17 protein-coding genes are annotated in these 20,263 nt (G+C 69.0%); 10 read left to right on the top strand and 7 right to left on the bottom strand.

From position 1 onward, the window contains the following. The first annotated feature begins 40 nt into the window (after positions 1-40). Entirely contained in the window at positions 41-1,366 is a 1,326-nt protein-coding gene (gene paaK, locus FZ029_RS23445) for a phenylacetate--CoA ligase PaaK (RefSeq protein WP_188052030.1), read from the top strand. A gap of 5 nt (positions 1,367-1,371) precedes the next feature. Here the strand turns inward: paaK and FZ029_RS23440 are convergent, their stop codons facing one another. Next, positions 1,372-2,034: a MarC family protein gene (locus FZ029_RS23440; protein ID WP_149272159.1), complete on the bottom strand. Its 663-nt coding sequence runs from the start codon at positions 2,032-2,034 to the stop codon at positions 1,372-1,374. 446 nt (positions 2,035-2,480) lie between these two features. Here FZ029_RS23440 and FZ029_RS23435 point away from each other — a divergent pair, with 446 nt between their 5' ends. Genes FZ029_RS23435 through FZ029_RS23420 form a run of 4 tightly spaced genes read left to right on the top strand, consistent with a single transcriptional unit; the run spans position 2,481 to position 6,365 of the window. Next, entirely contained in the window at positions 2,481-3,323 is an 843-nt protein-coding gene (locus FZ029_RS23435) for an ABC transporter ATP-binding protein (protein WP_149272158.1), read from the top strand. After that, positions 3,313-4,185 carry an ABC transporter permease gene (locus FZ029_RS23430; protein WP_149272157.1) on the top strand — a complete coding sequence of 291 codons (873 nt, stop codon included), beginning with the start codon at positions 3,313-3,315 and terminating at the stop codon, positions 4,183-4,185. Before FZ029_RS23435 ends, FZ029_RS23430 begins: the two co-directional genes overlap by 11 nt. Next, complete coding sequence (locus FZ029_RS23425; protein WP_188052029.1) at positions 4,182-5,297, top strand: ABC transporter permease; 1,116 nt, start codon at positions 4,182-4,184, stop codon at positions 5,295-5,297. The genes FZ029_RS23430 and FZ029_RS23425 overlap by 4 nt, the downstream gene beginning before the upstream one ends. Positions 5,298-5,348: 51 nt before the next feature. Further along, positions 5,349-6,365 carry an ABC transporter substrate-binding protein gene (locus FZ029_RS23420; protein ID WP_149272156.1) on the top strand — a complete coding sequence of 339 codons (1,017 nt, stop codon included), beginning with the start codon at positions 5,349-5,351 and terminating at the stop codon, positions 6,363-6,365. 282 nt (positions 6,366-6,647) lie between these two features. On the opposite strand, the gene FZ029_RS23415 is transcribed toward FZ029_RS23420, so the two are convergent. The 4 genes from FZ029_RS23415 to FZ029_RS23400 are packed head-to-tail and all read right to left on the bottom strand — an operon-like array spanning position 6,648 to position 13,567. Continuing rightward, positions 6,648-7,190, bottom strand: a complete 543-nt coding sequence (locus tag FZ029_RS23415) for a cyclic nucleotide-binding domain-containing protein (RefSeq protein ID WP_149272155.1) — start codon at positions 7,188-7,190, stop codon at positions 6,648-6,650. 8 nt (positions 7,191-7,198) lie between these two features. Further along, positions 7,199-10,108: an NHLP bacteriocin export ABC transporter permease/ATPase subunit gene (locus FZ029_RS23410; RefSeq protein WP_149272154.1), complete on the bottom strand. Its 2,910-nt coding sequence runs from the start codon at positions 10,106-10,108 to the stop codon at positions 7,199-7,201. A gap of 4 nt (positions 10,109-10,112) precedes the next feature. Next, complete coding sequence (locus FZ029_RS23405) at positions 10,113-12,290, bottom strand: NHLP family bacteriocin export ABC transporter peptidase/permease/ATPase subunit (protein ID WP_247892463.1); 2,178 nt, start codon at positions 12,288-12,290, stop codon at positions 10,113-10,115. Next, positions 12,287-13,567 (bottom strand): NHLP bacteriocin system secretion protein, encoded by a 1,281-nt coding sequence (locus tag FZ029_RS23400; RefSeq protein WP_188052028.1) that lies wholly within the window; start codon positions 13,565-13,567, stop codon positions 12,287-12,289. Before FZ029_RS23400 ends, FZ029_RS23405 begins: the two co-directional genes overlap by 4 nt. A gap of 235 nt (positions 13,568-13,802) precedes the next feature. Here FZ029_RS23400 and FZ029_RS23395 point away from each other — a divergent pair, with 235 nt between their 5' ends. Further along, a complete protein-coding gene (locus FZ029_RS23395) occupies positions 13,803-14,561 on the top strand; it encodes a GntR family transcriptional regulator (protein ID WP_149272152.1) in 759 nt (252 codons plus the stop codon). A 16-nt stretch (positions 14,562-14,577) separates the two neighbouring features. Here the strand turns inward: FZ029_RS23395 and FZ029_RS23390 are convergent, their stop codons facing one another. Further along, positions 14,578-15,036 carry a methylglyoxal synthase gene (locus FZ029_RS23390; protein WP_149272151.1) on the bottom strand — a complete coding sequence of 153 codons (459 nt, stop codon included), beginning with the start codon at positions 15,034-15,036 and terminating at the stop codon, positions 14,578-14,580. A 232-nt stretch (positions 15,037-15,268) separates the two neighbouring features. Here FZ029_RS23390 and kduI point away from each other — a divergent pair, with 232 nt between their 5' ends. The 3 genes from kduI to FZ029_RS23370 all read left to right on the top strand — a co-directional run bounded on the left by kduI (position 15,269) and on the right by FZ029_RS23370 (position 17,563). Continuing rightward, on the top strand, positions 15,269-16,105 hold the full coding sequence (gene kduI / locus FZ029_RS23385) for a 5-dehydro-4-deoxy-D-glucuronate isomerase (RefSeq protein ID WP_149201116.1): 837 nt from the start codon (positions 15,269-15,271) through the stop codon (positions 16,103-16,105). Between the two features lie 59 nt (positions 16,106-16,164). After that, on the top strand, positions 16,165-16,923 hold the full coding sequence (gene kduD / locus FZ029_RS23380) for a 2-dehydro-3-deoxy-D-gluconate 5-dehydrogenase KduD (protein WP_149201115.1): 759 nt from the start codon (positions 16,165-16,167) through the stop codon (positions 16,921-16,923). Positions 16,924-17,191: 268 nt separating this feature from the next. Next, positions 17,192-17,563 carry a cupin domain-containing protein gene (locus FZ029_RS23370; protein ID WP_149201114.1) on the top strand — a complete coding sequence of 124 codons (372 nt, stop codon included), beginning with the start codon at positions 17,192-17,194 and terminating at the stop codon, positions 17,561-17,563. Between the two features lie 3 nt (positions 17,564-17,566). Here the strand turns inward: FZ029_RS23370 and FZ029_RS23365 are convergent, their stop codons facing one another. Next, the gene (locus FZ029_RS23365) at positions 17,567-18,349 is read right to left on the bottom strand and encodes a GntR family transcriptional regulator (RefSeq protein ID WP_109073397.1); all 783 of its coding nucleotides are present in this window, start codon (positions 18,347-18,349) and stop codon (positions 17,567-17,569) included. Positions 18,350-18,647: 298 nt separating this feature from the next. On the opposite strand from FZ029_RS23365, the gene uxaC reads away from it, so the two are divergent. Beyond that, the gene (gene uxaC / locus FZ029_RS23360) at positions 18,648-20,048 is read left to right on the top strand and encodes a glucuronate isomerase (RefSeq protein WP_149272150.1); all 1,401 of its coding nucleotides are present in this window, start codon (positions 18,648-18,650) and stop codon (positions 20,046-20,048) included. Positions 20,049-20,263 lie beyond the last annotated feature (215 nt).

The following is a 20,263-nucleotide window of genomic DNA, read 5'->3' as shown; positions in this document are numbered from 1 at the left end:
CGTCAAGCGCCGGGCATCAGTACGAAGGGAGAAGCGCACCATGTCCATCATGACCGATACCGGCGTTAACCAGGGCGCGAAAGCCGGCATGGACCGCTACGAGTTCGCCAGCCGCGACGAGATCGTTGCGATGCAGACGGAGCGGCTGGCATGGTCGCTCCGCCATTCCTACGCCAACGTCCCCTCCTTCCGCGCCAAGTGCGAGGCGAAGGGCGTCCATCCCGACGACTTCAAGGAACTGAAGGATCTGGCGCTGTTCCCCTTCACCGTGAAGGACGATCTGCGCCAGGCCTATCCCTTCGGCATGTTCGCCGTGCCGATGGAAGACATCGTCCGCGTCCATGCCTCCAGCGGCACCACCGGGCGGCCGACGGTGGTCGGCTATACCAAGGGCGACATCGACGTCTGGGCGGAGGTCGTCGCCCGCTCCATCCGTGCCGCCGGCGGCACGCGCGGCGACCGGGTGCACATCGCCTATGGCTACGGCCTGTTCACCGGCGGCCTCGGCGCCCATTACGGGGCGGAGCGGCTGGGCTGCACCGTCATCCCGATGTCGGGCGGCCAGACCGAGAAGCAGGTCCAGCTGATCCAGGACTTCAAGCCGACCATCATCATGGTCACGCCCTCCTACATGCTGAACATCGCCGACGAGATGCGCCGCCAGGGCATCGACCCGCGCAGCACCAGCCTGCGCGTCGGCATCTTCGGCGCGGAGCCCTGGACCGGCGCATTGCGCGAGGAGATCGAGCGCACCTTCAACATCCACGCCGTCGACATCTACGGCCTGTCGGAGGTGATGGGGCCGGGCGTGGCGTCCGAATGCGTGGAGACCAAGGACGGCCCGGTGATCTGGGAGGACCATTTCTATCCCGAGATCATCGACCCCGAGACGGGCGAGGTGCTGCCCGACGGCTCATACGGCGAGCTGGTCTTCACCACCCTGACCAAGCAGGGCATGCCGGTCATCCGCTACCGCACCCGCGACCTGACCCGGCTGCTGCCGCCGACGGCGCGCGGCATGCGGCGGATGGACAAGATCACCGGCCGGTCGGACGACATGCTCATCATCCGCGGCGTGAATGTCTTCCCGACCCAGGTCGAGGAACTGATCTGCAAGATCCCGGCGCTCGCCCCGCACTATGAACTGGTGGTGAGCCGCGACGGCCACATGGACAACCTCGCCGTCCGGGTGGAGATGCACGAAGACATCCACCCGTCGGAATGGGACGGCCATGCCAAGCACCTGCAGCACTCGATCAAGTCGCTGATCGGCATCAGCACCCGCGTCGAGGTGGTGGAGCCCGGCGGCATCGCCCGGTCCATCGGCAAGGCCAAGCGCGTGCAGGACCTGCGTCCGAAAGCTTGACCCCCTCAGCCCTTCTGCGACAGCAGCGGGAAGGCGTCCAGAACACCGGTCAGCAGGATCTGGACGCCGACGCAGAACAGCAGGAAGGCGAACAGCCGCGTCAGCACCCGCACCCGCGTCGGACCCAGGAAGGCGACGATGCGGTCGGCGGAGCGGTAGGACAGCCAGACCAGGGCGGCGATTGCCAGCGCCGCCCCCGACATGCCGATGAAGAACTCCATCAGCCCGCCGGCCCCGCGCGTCGGGCGGGTGGATCCCAGCGCGATGGCGACCGAAATGGTGCCCGGCCCGGTGGTGAAGGGGATCGTCATCGGGAAGAAGGCCGATTCGGCAAGCCGGTCGTTGTCACCGGTCGGGGCGGCCTGTTCCTGCTTGCGCGCCTCGTGCCGTTCCGGCGCGGTCAGCAGAGCCCAGGCCCGTTCGGCCACCACGAAGCCGCCGGCGATCCGCAGCGCCGCCATCGACACACCGAAGAAGTTCAGCACATAGGCACCCGCCCACAGCGCGGTCAGCATGACGATGGCCGAATAGACGCTGACCAGCCCGGCCAGCCGCGCCCTGTCGCGCGGACTGCTGTCCGCCGTCACCTGACTGAAGATCAGCGCCATCGCCAGCGGATTGACGATGGAGAACAGGGCGGTGAAGGCGAGCAGGAAACTGTCGAACATGGGACCCGTGCGTTTGTCGGCCGTCCGAACAGTTAGCGGGGACTGGGCAGGACTGGCAAGGGGGGTTTGATCATCCTCTCCCGACGCCCAATCCCCTCTCCCCCCCGGGGAGAGGGTTAGGGTGAGGGGGGCGCGTGGCGAGGATTCCCGGAAAATCCGGCATGTGCATCCCCCTCACCCCGACCCTCTCCCCGGGGGGGAGAGGGAGATTTCCCCACCTCTGCCCGAAAATTCACCACCGATACGGCCTCAGCCCGAAAATTGTGCGCACCGGATACAGCATCCCCACCCGCACACTGTCCACCCCGTCAATTCCTGTCCCAACGGACAAGTTTTAAAGCAACGAAATCAATCCACTACCCACCAACCTCCCCGCCCCCGCGCCATCTGGCTCGCTTCTTGCTCCCGTCCTCCGCGACAGACGACAACGCGAAGGGACGACCGCCGTGCCAGCCGCCCAGCCCGCACCGCTCACTCTGGTTCCGCCGGCCGCAGACACGGCACCGCGCACCATCGTCGACATCCGCAACCTGACCCTGACCTATCAGGCGGCCGACCACCCGGTCTACGCGCTGAGCGACGTCAGCCTGTCGATCGCCAAGGGCGATTTCATCTCGCTGATCGGCCCCAGCGGCTGCGGCAAGACCACCCTGATGCGGGTGGTCGCCGACCTCGAACAGCCGACCTCGGGCGAGGTGACGGTCAACGGCATGACGCCCGAACAGGCACGGCTGAAGCGCGCCTATGGCTATGTCTTCCAGGCCCCGGCGCTCTACCCGTGGCGGACGGTGGAGCGCAACGTCATGTTGCCGCTGGAGATCATGGGGCTGCCCAAGGCCGACCGGCAGCAGCGCGCCCGCGAGCAGCTGGAGCTCGTCGGCCTGTCCGGCTTCGAGCGCAAATTCCCCTGGCAGCTGTCGGGCGGCATGCAGCAGCGGGTGTCCATCGCCCGCGCGCTGGCCTTCGACCCCGACCTGCTGCTGATGGACGAGCCGTTCGGCGCGCTCGACGAGATCACCCGCGACCACCTGAATTTGCAGCTCACCCGCCTGTGGCTCAGCACCCGCAAGACCTGCATCTTCGTCACCCACTCGATTGCCGAGGCGGTGTTCCTCTCCACCCGGATCGTGGTGATGAGCCCGCGCCCCGGCCGCATCCTCGACGTCATCGACTGCGACCGCGACCTGCCGCGCGAGCGCACGCTCGACATCCGCGAAAGCCCGGAGTTCCAGCGCATCGCCCACCGCGTCCGCGAAGGGCTGATGGAGGGCCACAGCTATGACGACTAAGAACATGCTCCCCGTCGCCGTGATGGCGCTGGCGGTGCTGGTGCTGTGGTACGCGGGCGCGGTCTGGCTGAACGCGCCGATGGCGACGGACGCGCTGAACCGCGCCGGCCACGACTGGACGACCGCCGACCTGATCCGCGCCACGCTGGCGATGAAGCGCCCGATCCTGCCGACGCCGGATCAGGTGGCGCTCGACCTCTACACCTCCCTGACCGGCTATCCGGTGACCAGCATCCGCAACCTGCTCTACCACACCGGCGTCACCGCCGGGGCGGCACTGGCCGGCTTCGGCATGGGGGTGGTGCTGGGCGTGGCGCTGGCGGCGGGGATCGTCCAGGCGCGCACGCTGGAATCGAGCCTGCTGCCCTGGGTCATCGCCTCCCAGACCGTGCCGATCCTGGCGATCGCGCCGATGATCGTGGTGATCCTCGGCAACCTGGGCTTCACCGGCCTGCTGCCCAAGGCGATCATCGCCGCCTATCTCTGCTTCTTCCCGATCACCATCGGCATGGTGAAGGGGCTGCGCTCCGCCGATCCGCTGACGCTGGACCTGATGCGCACCTACAGCGCCGGCACCGCCCAGACCTTCCGGCTGCTGCGCCTGCCGGCCTCCCTGCCCTACCTGTTCACCAGCCTGAAGATCGCGGTCGCCGCCAGCGTCGTCGGCGCCATCGTCGCGGAGTTGCCGACCGGCGGACAGGCGGGGCTGGGCGCACGCCTGCTGTCCGGGTCCTACTATGGTCAGACCGTCCAGATCTGGAGCGCGCTGGTGATGGCTGCCCTGCTGAGCGTCACGCTGGTCGCCGCCGTCGGCCTCGCCGAGCGGGTGCTGGTGCCGGGTGGCCGGGGAGGTGCGCGATGACTCGGTCCAACATGGCCCGCCCCGCCATGGCGCCTTGGCCGCTGGCGATGCTCGCCGCCCCGCTGCTGCCCTTCGCCACGCTCGACGGCACCACCCTGTATTTGCCGCAGATACCGGCGGCCCTGGCCCTCTTCGCGCTGACCGTTGCGACCATTCTGGCGAGGCGACTGCCCAATTCCGCCCTTGGCGAGGCCGTTCTCCTGCTGGCCGGAGTCGCCGCCGCCTATGCCACGCCGCTGGTGCTGCTGACGCAGGGCCACGCCCTCGCCCAGGGCGGTGGGCTATGGCTCTATCTGGCCGGCGCCACGCTGCTGCTGTGGCGGGTGCTGGCCCTGCTGGCGGGGATGAGCGGCCCGGCGCGGCTGGCCGGTCCCGCCCTGTTCGGGCTGGCGCTGGTCATGCTGTGGGAGATCCTGACCCGCGGCTTCCAGGTGCCGACCATCCTGCTGCCGCCGCCCAGCCTCGTGGCAACCGCCTTTGCCGCCAATGCCGCCGATCTGTGGGACGATTTCCGCCAGACGGTGCTGATCTCGGTCCTGCGCGGCTATCTGATCGGCTGCGGCGCCGGACTCATTGTGGCGATCCTGGCCGACCGGGTGCCCTTCCTGGCGCGCGGGCTGCTGCCGCTGGGAAACCTCGCCAGCGCCGTGCCGGTGGTGGGCATCGCGCCGATCATGGTGATGTGGTTCGGCTTCGACTGGCAATCGAAGGCCGCGGTCATCGTCGTGATGACCTTTTTCCCCATGCTGATCAACACGCTGGCCGGGCTGCAGAGCGCCGAGCGCATCCAGCTCGACCTGATGCGGTCCTACGGCGCCGGCTACTGGCGCACGCTGGCGATGCTGCGGCTTCCCTGCGCCTTGCCCTTTTTGTTCAACGGACTGAAGATCAACTCGACCTTGGCCCTGATCGGGGCCATCGTCGCCGAGTTCTTCGGGACGCCGGTGGTGGGGATGGGCTTCCGCATCTCCACCCAGGTCGCCCGCATGAATCTGGACATCGTCTGGGCGACCATCGCCGTCGCCGCTCTGACCGGATCGCTGCTCTACGGTGCGCTTGCACTGGCGGAGTGGCATGTCACCGCCTGGCACCCGTCTTTGCGCAAACGCTGACCGCCTTTCTTCAAGCCAAAACAAACTCCAGCCAGAAGAGGATCGAACGCGATGAAGACCCTTGCCTCCGCCGTCCTGCTCGCCGCCACCGCGCTCACCGGCCTCGCCGGCTGGGGCGCGCCGGCCGCCGCCGCCGATCCGCTGACGCTCCAGCTGAAATGGGTCACCCAGGCCCAGTTCGCCGGCTATTACGTCGCGGCGGCCAAAGGCTTCTACAAGGACGCCGGGCTGGACGTCACCATCAAGGCCGGCGGCCCCGACATCAACCCGACCCAGGTCATCGCTGCCGGCGGCGCCGACGTGATCGTCGATTGGATGCCCTCGGCGCTGGCCAGCCGCGAGAAGGGCGTGCCGCTGGTCAACATCGCCCAGATGTTCCAGAAGTCGGGCATGATGCTGACCTGCCGCAAGGACGCCAACATCAAGGATCCGAAGGACTTCAAGGGTCACACGCTGGGCGTCTGGTTCTCCGGCAACGAATATCCCTTCCTGTCCTGGATGAGCAAGCTGGGCTACTCCACCTCCGGCTCCAGCCCGGACGTCAAGGTGCTGAAGCAGGGCTTCAACGTCGATCCGCTGCTGCAGAAGCAGGCCAGCTGCATCTCCACCATGACCTACAACGAATATTGGCAGCTGATCGAAGCCGGCATGAAGGCCGACGAGCTGACCGTCTTCAAGTATCAGGACCAGGGCGTCGCGACGCTGGAGGATGGCCTCTACGCCACCGAAAAGGCGCTGGCCGATCCGAAGGTGGTGGAGAAGCTGGCGAAGTTCGTGAAGGCGTCGGCCAAGGGCTGGGAATACGCCGCCAAGAACCAGGCGGAGGCGGTGAAGATCGTGCTTGAGAACGACACCACCGGTGCCCAGACCGAGGAACACCAGACCACCATGATGCAGGAGGTCGCCAAGCTGATCGACGGCGGCGCCAAGGGCACCGGCTATCTCGACCCGGCCGACTTCAACCGCACGGTGGACATCCTGATGTCGGGTGCCTCGACCCCGGTCATCTCGAAGAAGCCGGAAGGCGCCTACAGCCACGCAGTGTTCGACGCCGCGGCCAAGCTGTAAGGCGGTTGTCAGTTGGGGAGCGGGTGCCTCGCGTGCCCCCTCCCCGACCCTCCCCTATGGCATTCATACGTCTCAGCGTCAGGTAAGGCATTGGAATAAAATTCCTTTCTCGGCCGTCATTCCCGCGAAGGCGGGAATCCAGACGGTGAAAGCGCTTGCACTGGAAACTCTGGATCCCCGCCTTCGCGGGGATGACGAAAAGTTCTTTTTATTCCAGAGACTTAATAGCGCCCGAAAATATATGAATGCCACAGGGTAGGCGCCGCGGTTACAGCACTGCCCCTACCCCCGCGCCGCCATCAGCGTGCGCAGCATCCGCTCGAACCGCGCGCCGGCGAGCGAGACCTGATCGAGCAGCCCCTCGTCCAGCTCGTCCTCCATGATGCGGCCGGCGTCCATCGACTGGCCCTTGCCGTATTTCAGCCGGTCGACGGTGCCGCGCAGGCGGTCGGCCAGGAAGATCGCCAGGGCCTTGTAGAAGCGCCCGGCGAAGCCGCCGTCGCTGCGCAGCCGCGCCTCGATTTCCCGCTTCGCCAGCGCCAGGACGATGCAGCGCCCGTCCGCCGACACGGTGGCAGAGGGCGGGGCCGAATCGACGAAGGACACCTCGCCGACCACCTCGCCGCTGCCCAGCCGCGCCACCGTCCCGACCCCGGCGACATCGACGGTGGCGTGCCCCTCCAGCACAATGAACAGCGAGTCCGCCGCCTCCCCCTGGCGCACCAGCACCTGCCCGCCGGCCAGATCGAGCCTCCGGCCGGCGCGGGCCATCCACTCGATGTCCTCGTCGCTGAGATTTCCCAGAATATACAGGACCTTACGCATAATCCCCCCTAAAGCAGCTGCCGGCTGGCCAGCGTCCGGAACGGCCCGTCCACCGCCATCAGATCCTCATAGCGCCCGGACTGCACCAGCCGGCCGCCCTCCAGCACCAGGATGCGGTCGACGTCGCGGATGGTGCTGAGCCGGTGGGCGATCACCACGCGGGTGACGCTGAGCTTGGCGAGCGACGCCGTCACCACCGCCTGGGTGCGGTTGTCGAGCGCGCTGGTCGCCTCGTCCAGCAGCAGCACGCGCGGGCGGTGGACCAGGGCGCGGGCGATCATCAGCCGCTGGCGCTGGCCGCCCGACAAGGTGCCGCCGCCGTCCATCAGCACCGTGTGCATGCCCATCGGCATCTGTTCGATGTCGCGGTCCAGCCCGACCAGCCGCGCCGCGTGCCACGCATCGTCCAGCCCGAGCGGCGCGGTGCCGGCGATGTTCTGGAACAGGCTGCCCGAGGTGATCCGCCCGTTCTGCAGCACCACGCCGATCTGCCGGCGCACGGCGGCGAGGTCGAGCCGTTCGGCGGCGCGTCCGTCGAAGAACACCTCCCCCTGGTCCGGCCGCTCGAAGCCCAGCAGCAGGCGCATCACCGTGGATTTGCCGCTGCCCGACGCCCCGACGATGGCGACGAACTCCCCCGGCCCGATCGACAGGCTGAGGTCGTGCAGCACCGGCGGCGCATCGGGGGCATAGCGGAAGCCGACGCGGCTCAAGGTGATGCCGCCCTGCAATTCGCCCGGCGCGTCGCGGCCGGCCTGAACCTCGGGTGCGGTGTCCAGGATCGGGCGGGCGCGCTCCAGCAGCGGCAGGACGGTCAGGCTCTTGGTCAGGGCATGCGCCATCTCGGTCAGCGCCGCCAGCAGCTGGCCGAAGGCGGTGATGAAGGCCAGGAAACTGCCGGTGGAGAAGGCGGCCGGCGCCTCCTGCCCCGGCGTGGCGGCGAGCGCCTGGAGCGCCTGCTGCTTCGCATCCGATTCCATCAGCAGCGCCACCGCCAGGAACACCGCGATGGTCGCCAACGTCGGAAAGGCGGCGTGGAAGGTCTCCAGCGCGTTGCCGTAGCGCTGGGCGGCCACCGCGCGGGACTTCTGCGCCGAGAAACCGCGCGCCCATTCCGCCATCGCCCGCGGTTCCGCCCCGGCGACGCGCAGCTTGCCGATGCCGACGATCAGCTGCAGCACCAGCCCGTCCAAGCGGCCCTGACGGCGGATATGCTCCCGCTCGTGCCGCAACTGGCCATAGGACAGCGCCCCGGTCACCAGCGCCGACAGCAGCGCCAGCCCGGTGGCGATCAGGGCGAGGCGCCAGTCATAGACCGCCAACAGCCCCAGGCTGACCGATCCGAACAGCCCGCCCAGCAGGCCGGTCACCGTGCTGGCGGCCAGGATCTCGCGCACGGTCTGCAACCCCAGCGCCCGGTCGGCGAGGTCGCCGGCGGTGAAGCGGCGGAAGAAGCCCACCGGCAGGGCGAACAGCCGGTCGATGAAGGCCGCCTGCATCACCCCGTCGATCCGGCTTTCCAGCCGCAGCACCGCCATCACCTTGACGATGTCGAACGCCGCACCGCCGATGGCGGCGGCGACCAGCCCGGCGATGATGAAGAACAGCTGCCCGGTATCGGCGCGCGGGATGGCGCTGTCGAACAGGAAACCGGTGGCGACCGGGACCAGCAGCCCCAGCACCGCCGCCGCCAGCCCGCACAGCCCCAGCCGCATGCCGTCGCCGCCCAGGCCGCGCAGAGGAAAGCGGATCGCCTCCGCCGCACCCAGCGCGCGGGCCGGCAGCGGGCGGTAGAGATGCAGCGCCTCCGCCGCCATGCCGTCGGCCAGCGCCTGCGTCACGCGGCGGCGGCCGCCGGGGCCCAGCATCTCGAAGCCGGCGGGGGTGGGCAGCAGCGCCACCGGCACCCGGCCCTCCTCCAGCCAGCCGAGCATCGGCGCCCCTTCGCTCCGCCACCAGCCGTCGCGCAGGATCACCCTGCGACCACGCAGGCGCGCCCCGGCCAGCATCCGGTCCAGCATTTCCGAGGCCGGCTTGCCGGCGGCATCGATGCGGGGAAGCGGCTCCTCCAGCCCCATATGCGCCAGCAGTGCGGCCAGCGCGCCCGACAGCGGGTCGCCAAGGACCGGAGCGGCCGTGGACGCCTGCCCGTCGACGAGGTCGGACAGGCCGCCCAGCGCCTGTGCCAGCGACTCCCTTGCCGATTCCCGGCTGCGCAGGGCGCGCTTCGCCTCGCCTTCGGACTGGGCGGCGATGCGGCTGCCGATGCGGTCCAGCACCAGCCCATGGAAGCGGTCGAGGGCCGGCCACAGCGTATCGGCGTCGGGCCAGGCCTCGGTGACCGAAACGGCGGCCCCGCCAGCGCCCTCGATCCTACCTTCTATCCAGGCGCGGTCGGCCATCGGCAGCGGCGGCTCTCCCGCCGCCGTCGCCGGGCCTCCCAGCCACGCGGCTTCCCCCTCCGTCACGATCAGCCACAGCGGCCGGCGCGGGTCGGCGTGGAGCCGTTCGCCGGGGCCGAGCGAGCGCTCGCCCGGTTCCGCCACCCGGTCGGGCCAGACCGCCTCGCCGCCGGTCGCGGCATCGGTCAGGCGCAGGATCCAGGCCTCGGCATGGGGCAGGAAATCCTCCGCCCCGGCCAGCGCCTCCCGCTCCACCCCGCTGAGGCGCGAGCCGATGGACCCGACCGCCACCAGGGTGGCGTCCTCCCGCTTGCCGACCCCGAACAGCAGCGCCCCGGTTTCCGCCCGGAACAGGTGGCGGCGCCGGCCGCTGTTTCCCGCGAGGTGGAACAGGTCGACATAGCCGTCCTCCACCCGCCAGCCGAGCCGCGGGTCGTCCAGCGTCAGCGGCCGGTGGTTGCCGCCCTCCACCAGAATGGGGGCCCGCAGGGTCGTGGGACTGTCCAGAACGTCCATCGCCTCACCCCGCCGCGATCAGCGAGGCATACTCGCCGCCGCGCGCCAGAAGGTCCTCGTGGCTGCCGCGCTCCACCACCCGGCCCTGGTTCAGCACGATGATCTCGTCGCAGTCGCGGATCGTGCTCAGCCGGTGGGCGATGATGATGCAGGTGCAGCCGCGCCGCCGCAGATTGTCGTCGATCAGCTTTTCCGTCGCGACGTCCAGCGCCGCCGTCGCCTCGTCCAGCACCAGGATTGACGGGTTGCCGGTCAGCGCGCGGGCGATCTCCAGCCGCTGGCGCTGGCCGCCGCTGAAATTCACGCCCCCTTCGGCGACCGGCGCGTCGAGCTGGCCCTGGCGCCCGGCGACCTCGCCCAGGATGGCGGCATCCTCCAGCGCGCGGGTCAGCGCCGCTTCCGGCACCGTGCGGTCCCACAGGGTCAGGTTGTCGCGCACCGAGCCGTCGAACAGGAAGACGTCCTGGTCGACATAGGCGATGGAGGCGGCGCGCAGCCCCACCGGGATCTCCGCCGGCGGGCGTCCGTCGAACAGGATTTGCCCCGACCAGGGCTGGACGAGGCCGCAGATCAGCCGGCCGACGGTGGATTTCCCGCTGCCCGAGCCGCCGACCAGCGCCACCCGCATCCCCGGCGCCAGCGCCAGCGACAGCCCCTCGATCAGCGGCGCGTCGAGCACGCTGTAGCCGAAGGACACGTCGACCAGCTCCACCGCCCCGCTCAGCCGCGCCGGCCCGTCAGCACGCTCGTCGCCCGTGGCGGCAAGGCCGGACTGCGGGTCGGGCGCATGGTCCAGCGTGTCGTTCAGCCGCTGCAGGTCGGCCTTCACCCGCTGCAGCGTCCCGCCCATGCCGACCAGCTTGGCGACCGGGTCGGAGAAGCTGGCGGCCAGGCTCTGGAACGCCACCAGCGCGCCGACGGTCAGCGCCCCGTCCATCACCCGCACCGCACCCAGCCCCAATATCGCCGCCGTGCCCAGCGCGTTGAGAAAGGCCGGCGCCACCGCCAGCATCGCCGAATGCACCCCCAGGGTCTGGCGCACCGACAACAGCCGCGCCTGATAGCCGGCCCAGCGTTCGAACGCCTGCCCCTCCAGCCCGGCCGACTTCAGCGTCTCGATCGCCTGGATGCTGCCGATGGTGACGGCGCCCAGCTTGGCCTGTTCCGACAGCAGGCGCCGCCCGGCATCCTCCCGCCCGCGCGAGGCGCCGCGCAGGAACAGCACGTTGCCCAGCACCAGCAGGATGGTCACCGCCGCCAGCGCCACGTCGTAGGTCAGCATGACCAGCCCGAAGAAGACGACCGTCAGCAGGCTCATCGCCGCGGTCGCCATCTCGCCCGACAGCAGCCGCGCCACCCGGTCGTTGGCGGCGACGCGGCCGGCGATGTCGCCGGGATGGCGCTGGCCGAAGAAGGGAACCGGCAGTTGCAGCAGCCGCCAGACATAGCGGCTGGCCATAACCATGGCGAATTTGGTCTCCAGCTTCAGCAGGGCCGACTGCTGCAACGCCGTCAGCGCCGCCCGCAGCAGCGCCGTGGCGCCCATCCCCAGCAGCAGCGGCACCAGCCAGCTGCGCTGCCCACCGATCAGCACCTCGTCGACGAAGGCCTTGGTGAAGGCCGGCAGGGCGATGCCCGGCAGCACCAGCGCCAGGCTGGCGGCCAGCGCGAATCCCACCGCGGCGCGCGACCGCTTCAACTGCCGCCCCAGCATGCCGGCAAGGCCGGGCGGCCGGGCTCCGGCGACGAACTCCGGACCTTTCTCGAAAGCCAGCGCCACGCCGGTGAAGGCCTCGGAGAACTCTGCGCGGGTGACGCGGCGCGGGCCGGTGACCGGATCGTTCAGATAGGCGTATTCGCCCTTGAAGCCTTCGAAGACCAGATAATGGTTGAAGTTCCAATGGACGATCAGCGGCCAGGGCATGTCGGCCAGCGCGTTGGGCTCCTTCTTGAAGCCCTTGGCGGTCAGGCCGTAGCGCCGGGCGGCGCGCAGCAGGTTGCTGGCCTTGCTGCCGTCGCGCGACACGCCGCAGGCGACGCGCAGTTCCTCCAGCGGCACCCAGCGGCCGAAATGGGCCAGAACGATGCCGAGCGAGGCGGCGCCGCACTCCACCGCCTCCATCTGCAGAAGCGTGGGCGTGCGGACTCTGGTCTGACGACGAACCGGCTTTTCTCGGCTCACAGGCCGGTCGCCTTGCGCAGGGCCGGGATGACGAAGGCCATCGGCGGCTGTTCGCGCACCGTCACCTCGCCCTCGGCCAGGGTGCCGCTGGTGATGGTCATCGCCGGCCCGGCGCCGGACGACCAGCGATAGCCGGACGGCGTGCCGGCCTCCGGCACCAGATCGACGCGCACGGCGAAGGGCGGCCCCTTGGCGGAGAACTGCGTCACCAGCCGGTCGTTCTGCAGCACCGCCTGCATGCCCTGCGGGGTGGAGGGGAAGTCCGACACCCCGGCGACCCGGCCGACCAGCGTGCCGTATTCCTCCTTGCGCACCGTCGACGGCGCGATGCGGACATCCATGCCGGGCTTCAGCTTCTTGCCATGCTCCGGCGGGACATAGAGCACCAGCTGCAGGCCGCGCGATCCGCTTTCGATGCTGACCACCGGGGTGCCGGCGGCGACCCGCGCGCCCTCCGCCACCTTCCATTCGGTGACGCGTCCGTCGGTCGGGCTGAGGATCCGCGTGTCCTGCTCCAGCTGCAGGGCAAGCTCGTCCACCCGCCGGCGGGCGTCGGCGACGCGGTCGCGCCCCTCGGTCAGCGTCTGCTCGGCCCGGCTGGCCATGTCCAGCTCCTCGGTGTCGATCTGCAGAAGCTGGCTCTTGGCGTCGCTGACCTTCTGGCGGGCGGCGGCCAGCTCCTGCCGCGTGTCCTCCACCCGCTGGCGGGTGGTGAAGCCGCGGCTGGCGATGTCCTCCTGCCCGCGCAGCAGGGTGTCGAGGAACTGCACGCGCGTCTCCGCGGCGGCCACCACTTGGCCCAGGGCGGCGCGGCGGGCGGCGAAATTGGCGCGGCGGGCCTGCGCCTCGCGCTCCAGCTGATTGGTGCGGCGCGCCAGATCCTGCTCCCGCTCCCGCACCACCGCCCGCGCGTGGTCGAGCGTCTGTTCAAGCTCCGCCTTGTCGACGCGGGCCAGCAGCTGGCCGGCGGTCACCGTGTCGCCCGGCTTCACCAGCGGCGCGACCAGCGCACCGGATGCGCTGGCGACCGCGTCGAACACCCGGCCGCCACTGCTGACCAGCAGGCCGGAGCCGGTCACCCGCGTCGCGATGGTCCCCACCACCGCCCAAATCAGCGCCAGCGCCAGCAGCCCCAGCAGCACGGTCAGGGCCAGCCAGCCCCGCGGCGTGGTCAGCGTGACCAGCCGGTCCAGCTCCTCCGGCGACGACAACCGGTCGAGCGCCGCCTTGCGGAACAGCCGTTCCGACGGCGAGGGAGTGGTCGGCGCTGCGGTCATGCGGATCGGGCTCGCGATGGGCGGTGTAAAGGTGGGTATACGAATGGGTAGGTTGTGGAGAGTGAAACAAGCAGCGGGGCCAATGCAACCCTGCTGAACCGCCCGTCCCAAGCTGTCACAGGAACCGTTACTGGACGGCCATGAATTTCCGGCGGCAAAAGGCTTTTCGCTCACGGAAGCACAGCGATATATTAGTAACTGCGGCATCAGGCCGAAGGACATGAACGGGACGACCATGGATTCCAATGCGGGCGATTCGAATTTGGTGGCCGTGGCCGCACCGGCGCGCCGCCGCCGTCGCCGGCCCGCCAGCGCCACCGCAAGGCCCGCGCATCGCGGCGCCACCGTGTCGGGCACCATCTATCGCGACCTGCGCGACGACATCGTCTCGCTGCGCCGCAAGCCGGGCGAGCCGGTGATCGAGAAGGAGGTGGCGGAGGCCTATGGCGTCAGCCGCACGCCGGTGCGCGAGGCGATGCTGAAGCTTGCCGACGAAGGGCTGGTGGAGGTGTTTCCGCAGTCCGGCACCTTCGTCGCCCGCATCCCCCTCAGCGCCCTGCCGGAGGCCATCGCCATCCGCCGCGCGCTGGAGGAGGCGACGGTGCGCTACGCCGCCGAACAGGCGACCGGCAGCCAGATCGCCCGCCTGCGCGCCAATCTGGAACTGCAGCGCGAGATGAAGGAGGCCGGCAATTTCGACGGCTTCCACGATGCCGACGAGGCGTTCCACGCGCTGCTGGCGGAGATCTCCGGCTATCCCGGCTTCTGGGCGGTGACCCAGCAGGTGAAGCGGCAGATCGACCGCTACCGCCACCTGACCCTGCCGGCGGCCGGCCGGATGGACAAGGCGCTGGGCGAACACAGCGCCATCGTCGAGGCGGTCGCCGCCCGCGACCCCGACCGCGCGGTGGGCGAGTTGCGCCACCACCTGACCGACCTGCAGCTGGGTATCGCCGACGTCCGGCAGACCTATCCGCAGTACTTCACCGCATGACGACGGCGGGACGCGCTCATACCTTGCGCGTCTCATAAGCCGTGAAGCTGGCGGCGCGCGGGGCGTAGCCGCTGGCGAAATGGGCGGAGGAGACGATCATGTCGGCCGTCGCCTCGTTGCAGGCCATCGGGATGTTGTAGAGCGTCGCCAGCCGGGTCAGCGCCTTCACATCCACGTCGTGCGGCTGGGCGGTCATCGGATCGACGAAGAAGACCAGCAGGTCGATCCGCCCCTCCGCGATCATCGCGCCGATCTGCTGGTCGCCGCCCAGCGGGCCGCTCTTCAGCGGGGTCACGTCCAGGCCGGGATGGGCGTCGTGCACCTTCTGGCCGGTGGTGCCGGTCGCCCAGAAGGCGTGGCCGTCCAGCGCCGCGATGTTGGCGCCGATCCAGGCGATGAGGTCCGCCTTGCGGGCGTCGTGGGCGACGAGGGCGATGCGCTTGCGGGGCTGCTGGCCAGATTGGTGGGTGGACATGACTGGACACTCCGGACGAGGAGCGTCCACTAATATATTACTCTGGTCGCCAGCGCAACGCGGGGACCCCGGCCCGCCACGGTTCGACCGCCCCCGGCGTCTTTGTCGCACCCTCCGCTGGATGAAATGTCCGGATTTCCATCATTAAGCCTTGCCCTGCTTACTAGTATATTAGTATGATGGCGCCAGACCCGCCGGACAGCCGGCTGCACAGATTTGAAAGGACCACCCCATGAAAATCTCCGTCCGGCACGCCTCGCACCCCGATGCCGTCCGCGCTTTCGACACCGAGACGCTGCGCGACCATTTCCTGGTCCCGACCCTGTTCGAGGCCGACGAGACCGTCTTCACCTACAGCCACATCGACCGTTTCGTCGTCGGCGGCGCCATGCCGGTCGCCGGCCCGGTGAAGCTGGAATCCTCCAAGGAGATCGGCTCGCCCAACTTCCTCGATCGGCGCGAGCTGGGCGTGGTCAATGTCGGCGGCGCCGGCCGCGTCACCGTCGACGGTGCCGTCTATGAACTGGCGCCGCGCGACGCGCTCTATGTCGCGATGGGCAGCAAGGACGTCACGTTCGAAAGCCTGGACCGCCGCGAGCCGGCCAAGTTCTACCTGAACAGCACCCCCGCCCATGCCCGGTTCGAGACGATGAAGATCTCGATCGGCCAGGCCAAGGCCGTGCATCTGGGCGACCCGGCCCAGTCGAACGAGCGCACCATCTACCAGATGATCCACCCGGATGTGGTCCGCACCGCGCAGCTGGTGCTGGGCATGACGGTGCTGAAGCCGAACAACATGTGGAACACGATGCCGTGCCACACCCATGACCGGCGTTGCGAGGTCTATTTCTACTTCGACCTGCCCGATGACGCCCGCGTCATCCACATGATGGGCGAGCCGGAGCAGACCCGCCACATCGTCGTCGCCAACGAACAGGCGGTGATCTCGCCGCCCTGGTCGATCCATTCCGGCGTCGGCACCCGCAACTACACCTTCATCTGGGCGATGGGCGGCGACAACCAGGACTTCACGGACATGGACTTCGTCGCCATGGACCGCCTGCGCTGACGCGCCGCCGGATTTGAAACCCCGGATTTGAAACCAACGTATAAGAACGGAAACCGACCATGAGCATTTCGTTCGACCTGACCGGCAAGGTGGCGCTGGTCACCGGCGCCAACACCGGCATCGGCCAGGGCATCGCCGTGGCGCTGGCGCAGGCCGGCGCCGACATCGCCGCCGTCGACGTGGTATCGCTGGACGAGACCAAGGGGCTGGTCGAGGCGGCCGGCCGCAAGTTCCACGGCATCCACGCCGACCTGACCTCCATCGCCCCGGTCCAGGGGCTGGTGGAGGAGACGGTCGGCAAGTTCGGCCACCTGGACATCCTGGTCAACAACGCCGGGCTGATCCGCCGCGCCGACGCCGTCGACTTCAGCGAGGCCGACTGGGACCTCGTGATGAACATCAACATCAAGACGGTGTTCTTCCTCTGCCAGGCCTTCGGCCGCTACGCCATCAACGAAGGCCGCAAGGGCAAGATCATCAACATCGCGTCCATGCTGTCCTTCCAGGGCGGCATCCGCGTGCCGTCCTACACCGCGTCCAAGAGCGGCGTCGCCGGCATCACCAAGCTTCTGGCCTGCGAATGGGCCGGCAAGGGCATCAACGTGAATGCCATCGCGCCGGGCTATGTCGCCACCAACAACACCGCCGCTCTGCGCGCCGACGAGAACCGCAGCGCCGAGATCCTCGGCCGCATCCCGGCCGGCCGCTGGAGCATGCCGTCCGACATCGGCGGCCCGGCGGTGTTCCTGGCCTCGGAGGCCGCCGACTACATCCACGGCACCATTCTGCCGGTCGACGGCGGCTGGCTGGCGCGCTGAGGGAAAACGGCCCTCTTCGGCACCCAAGGACTGCGTGACGTTCGCATCATGGCCGATGTAACGCACTGGAAATGAAAGGTTTCTTTGGCCGTCATTCCCGCGAAGGCGGGAATCCATCCCGCTCGGCGGCTCAACCGCGGAGCTTCCTGGATCCCCGCCTTCGCGGGGATGACGCAAAGTTCCTTTGATCCCGGACGTGCGGTCATTCCCGAAAATGCGTGCGTCACGCCGGGGCCGGAACGGGCATTTGATGGGAGGGGAACGGAAAATGACCACCGACGTGTTCGTGACCGCGGGCGACATTCCGTGGCAGGATCTCGGCGACGGCGTGCGCCGCAAGATTCTCGGCTACAACGACACGATGATGATGGTGCGGGTTGAGTTCGAGGCCGGCGCCATCGGCGCGCAGCATCGCCATCCCCATGTCCAGTGCGCCGTGGTCGAGAAGGGGTCCTTCGACGTCACCATCGACGGCCGCACGCAGCGCCTGAACACCGGCGACGGCTATATGGTGCCGTCCAACATCCTGCATGGCGTGGTGGCGCTGGAGCCGGGCGTGCTGCTCGACATCTTCACGCCGATCCGCGAGGACTTCCTGGGCGAGCCGGTGGCCTACGCCGCGGAAGCCGACGCGAAGTAACCTTCAGACCGGATCCCCCGGCGCGGTGAAGTAACGCGGATAGTCGCGCCGGATGTCGGCGATCGAGATCTGCAGGTCGTCCAGATGGTCGTCCAGCGCCTTGATGGCGGCCGCGGGATCGTTGGCCGCCACCGCTTCGAGGATGGCGGCATGCTCCGCGATCACCTCGGCGATGCGGCCGCGCACCGGCAGGGTCAGCAGGCGGTAGCGGTCGATCTGCACCTTGGTCTGCTGGATCAGCGTCCAGAATCCGGGATAGCCGGCGATCTCCGCGATCAGCGCGTGGAACGCCTCGTCGGCCTGATGGAAACCTTCATAGTTGGCGGTTTCCTGCATCTCCCGCTGCAGTTCCAGATTGGCGCGGAGCGCCGCGATCTGGCTGCGGCTGGCCCGCGCCGCCGCATAGCGCACCGTCGCCTCCTCCAGCGCCTTGCGGATGGCAAAGGCCTCCGGCAGGGCATCCAGCGGGATGCGCGACACGAAGGTGCCGGACTGCGGGAAAATCTCGATCAACCCTTCGTCGGCCAGCTTCAACACCGCCTCGCGCACCGGCGTGCGGCTGACGCCATAGGCCTCGGCGATCTGCTTCTCGGCGATGGCGTCGCCGGGCTTGCGCTTGAGCGAGACGATCTCCGCCCGCAGATCGCGGTAGATGCGCGACGCCACGGTCGCGGCGCGGCGCGGCGGACGGACCGCCGCGGCCGGGGCCGCCGCGCGGCGCACGGTTGCGGAAACCAGGCCGCCTTCATCCTCTGTCGTCGCGACCTTCTTCACCGATGGCTCCATTCCGGCAGGCATGTAACCGGGCGGCGCTCCGCCACCCGTGGGAAATTCGTCATACCCGTCAATCTACCCGTCCCTCTTCACCAAGGTCAAATCCATCGCCGTCCTCGCAAAAGGATCGGGTGCGGCGACTGGGCGCAGGCTGCAGGGCCGCCGAAGCCGCGGAGCGGGAACGATTGGGCTTGCAATCTAATCTGATATATTAATATTATACAGCCAGCCGGTAGGGACGGTCCCCCGCACGGACCCCGCCTTCTCCCCACCCTGCTTTTGCCCTTTTCTTGCAGCGTAGAGGCTTCCGATGCTTCACCCCGACCGTCTTTTCCCGAGCGACCCGACGCAACGCGACATCGCGCGCCGCCTGTATGGCGAAGTCGCCGCCCTGCCGATCGTCAGCCCGCACGGCCACACCGATCCGTCCTGGTTCGCGAAGGACGAAGCGTTCCCGGACCCGGCCAGCCTGTTCGTCAAGCCTGACCATTATGCATTCCGCATGCTCTACAGCCAGGGAATTCCGCTGGAGCAGCTGGGTGTTCCGCGCCGGGACGGCGGCGAGACCTCGTCCGATTCGCGCGCCATCTGGCGCCTGCTGGCCAGCAACTGGCACCTGTTCCGCGGCACGCCCACCTCGATGTGGCTGACCCACGCCTTCGAGACGGTCTTCGGCGTCACCGAGCGTCTGAGCGCCGCCAGCGCCGACCGCATCTATGACCAGATCGAGGACTGCCTGCGCAAGCCGGAGTTCCGCCCGCGCGCCCTGTTCGAGCGCTTCAACCTCGAAGTGCTGGCAACCACCGAATCGCCGCTCGACCCGCTGGTGCACCACAAGGCGATCCGCGAGAGCGGCTGGAAGGGCCGGGTCATCACCGCCTTCCGTCCCGACCCGGTCGTAGATCCGGAGTTCGAGGGCTTCCGCGACAACCTCGCCGAGCTGGCCCGCATCACCGGCAAGGACACCGCGACCTGGGACGGCTATCTCGCCGCGCTGGCCGACCGCCGCCTCTATTTCAAGAGCTACGGCGCCACCTCGACCGACCACGGCCACCCGACGGCGGCGACCGCCGATCTGGCCCGCGCGGAAGCCGAGAAGCTGTTCGACATCGTGCGCCGCGGCGGCGCCACGGCCGAGGAATCCGAGCTGTTCCGCGCCCAGATGCTGACCGAGATGGCGCGGATGAGCCTGGAGGACGGTCTGGTCATGCAGATCCACCCCGGCAGCTTCCGCAACCACAACGACCTCGTGTTCCAGCGCTTCGGCCGCGACAAGGGCGCCGACATCCCGAGCGGCACCGAATATGTGCGGGCGCTGAAGCCGCTGCTCGACCGCTTCGGCAACGAGCGTGACCTGACCATCATCCTGTTCACGCTGGATGAGGACAGCTACGCCCGCGAACTGGCGCCGCTGGCCGGCCATTACCCGGCGCTGCGCGTCGGCCCGGCCTGGTGGTTCCACGACAGCCCCGAGGGCATGCGCCGCTACCGCGAGATGATCACGGAGACCGCCGGCTTCTACAACACGGTGGGCTTCAACGACGACACCCGCGCCTTCTGCTCGATCCCGGCCCGCCACGACGTGTCGCGCCGCGTCGATTGCAGCTTCCTCGCCCGTCTGGTCGCCGAACACCGGCTGGCCGAGGACGAGGCCGCGGAACTGGCCGTCGACCTCGCCTACCGCCTCGCCAAGAACGCCTACAAGCTGTGATTGGTTGGCTGTAACGCCTCTATCCCCCTCTCCCCCCCGGGGAGAGGGTCGGGGTGAGGGGGATGCACGGCGTGGCTATCCCAAGAATCCTCGCTGTGCGGCCCCCCCCCCCCCACCCCCCCCCCCCGGGGGGGGGGGGGGGGGGGCCCGGCGCAGTCCCCCCCCAGGGGCCGCCCCGGACGGCCGTCACCACCCGCCCCCCCCCCCCCCCCCCC

The organism is Azospirillum sp. Sh1, from assembly GCF_008365135.1.
Classification (GTDB): Bacteria; Pseudomonadota; Alphaproteobacteria; order Azospirillales; family Azospirillaceae; genus Azospirillum; species Azospirillum oryzae.
The sequence above is the reverse complement of the archived record's forward strand: the minus strand, read 5'-3'. Positions and strand labels throughout refer to the sequence as shown.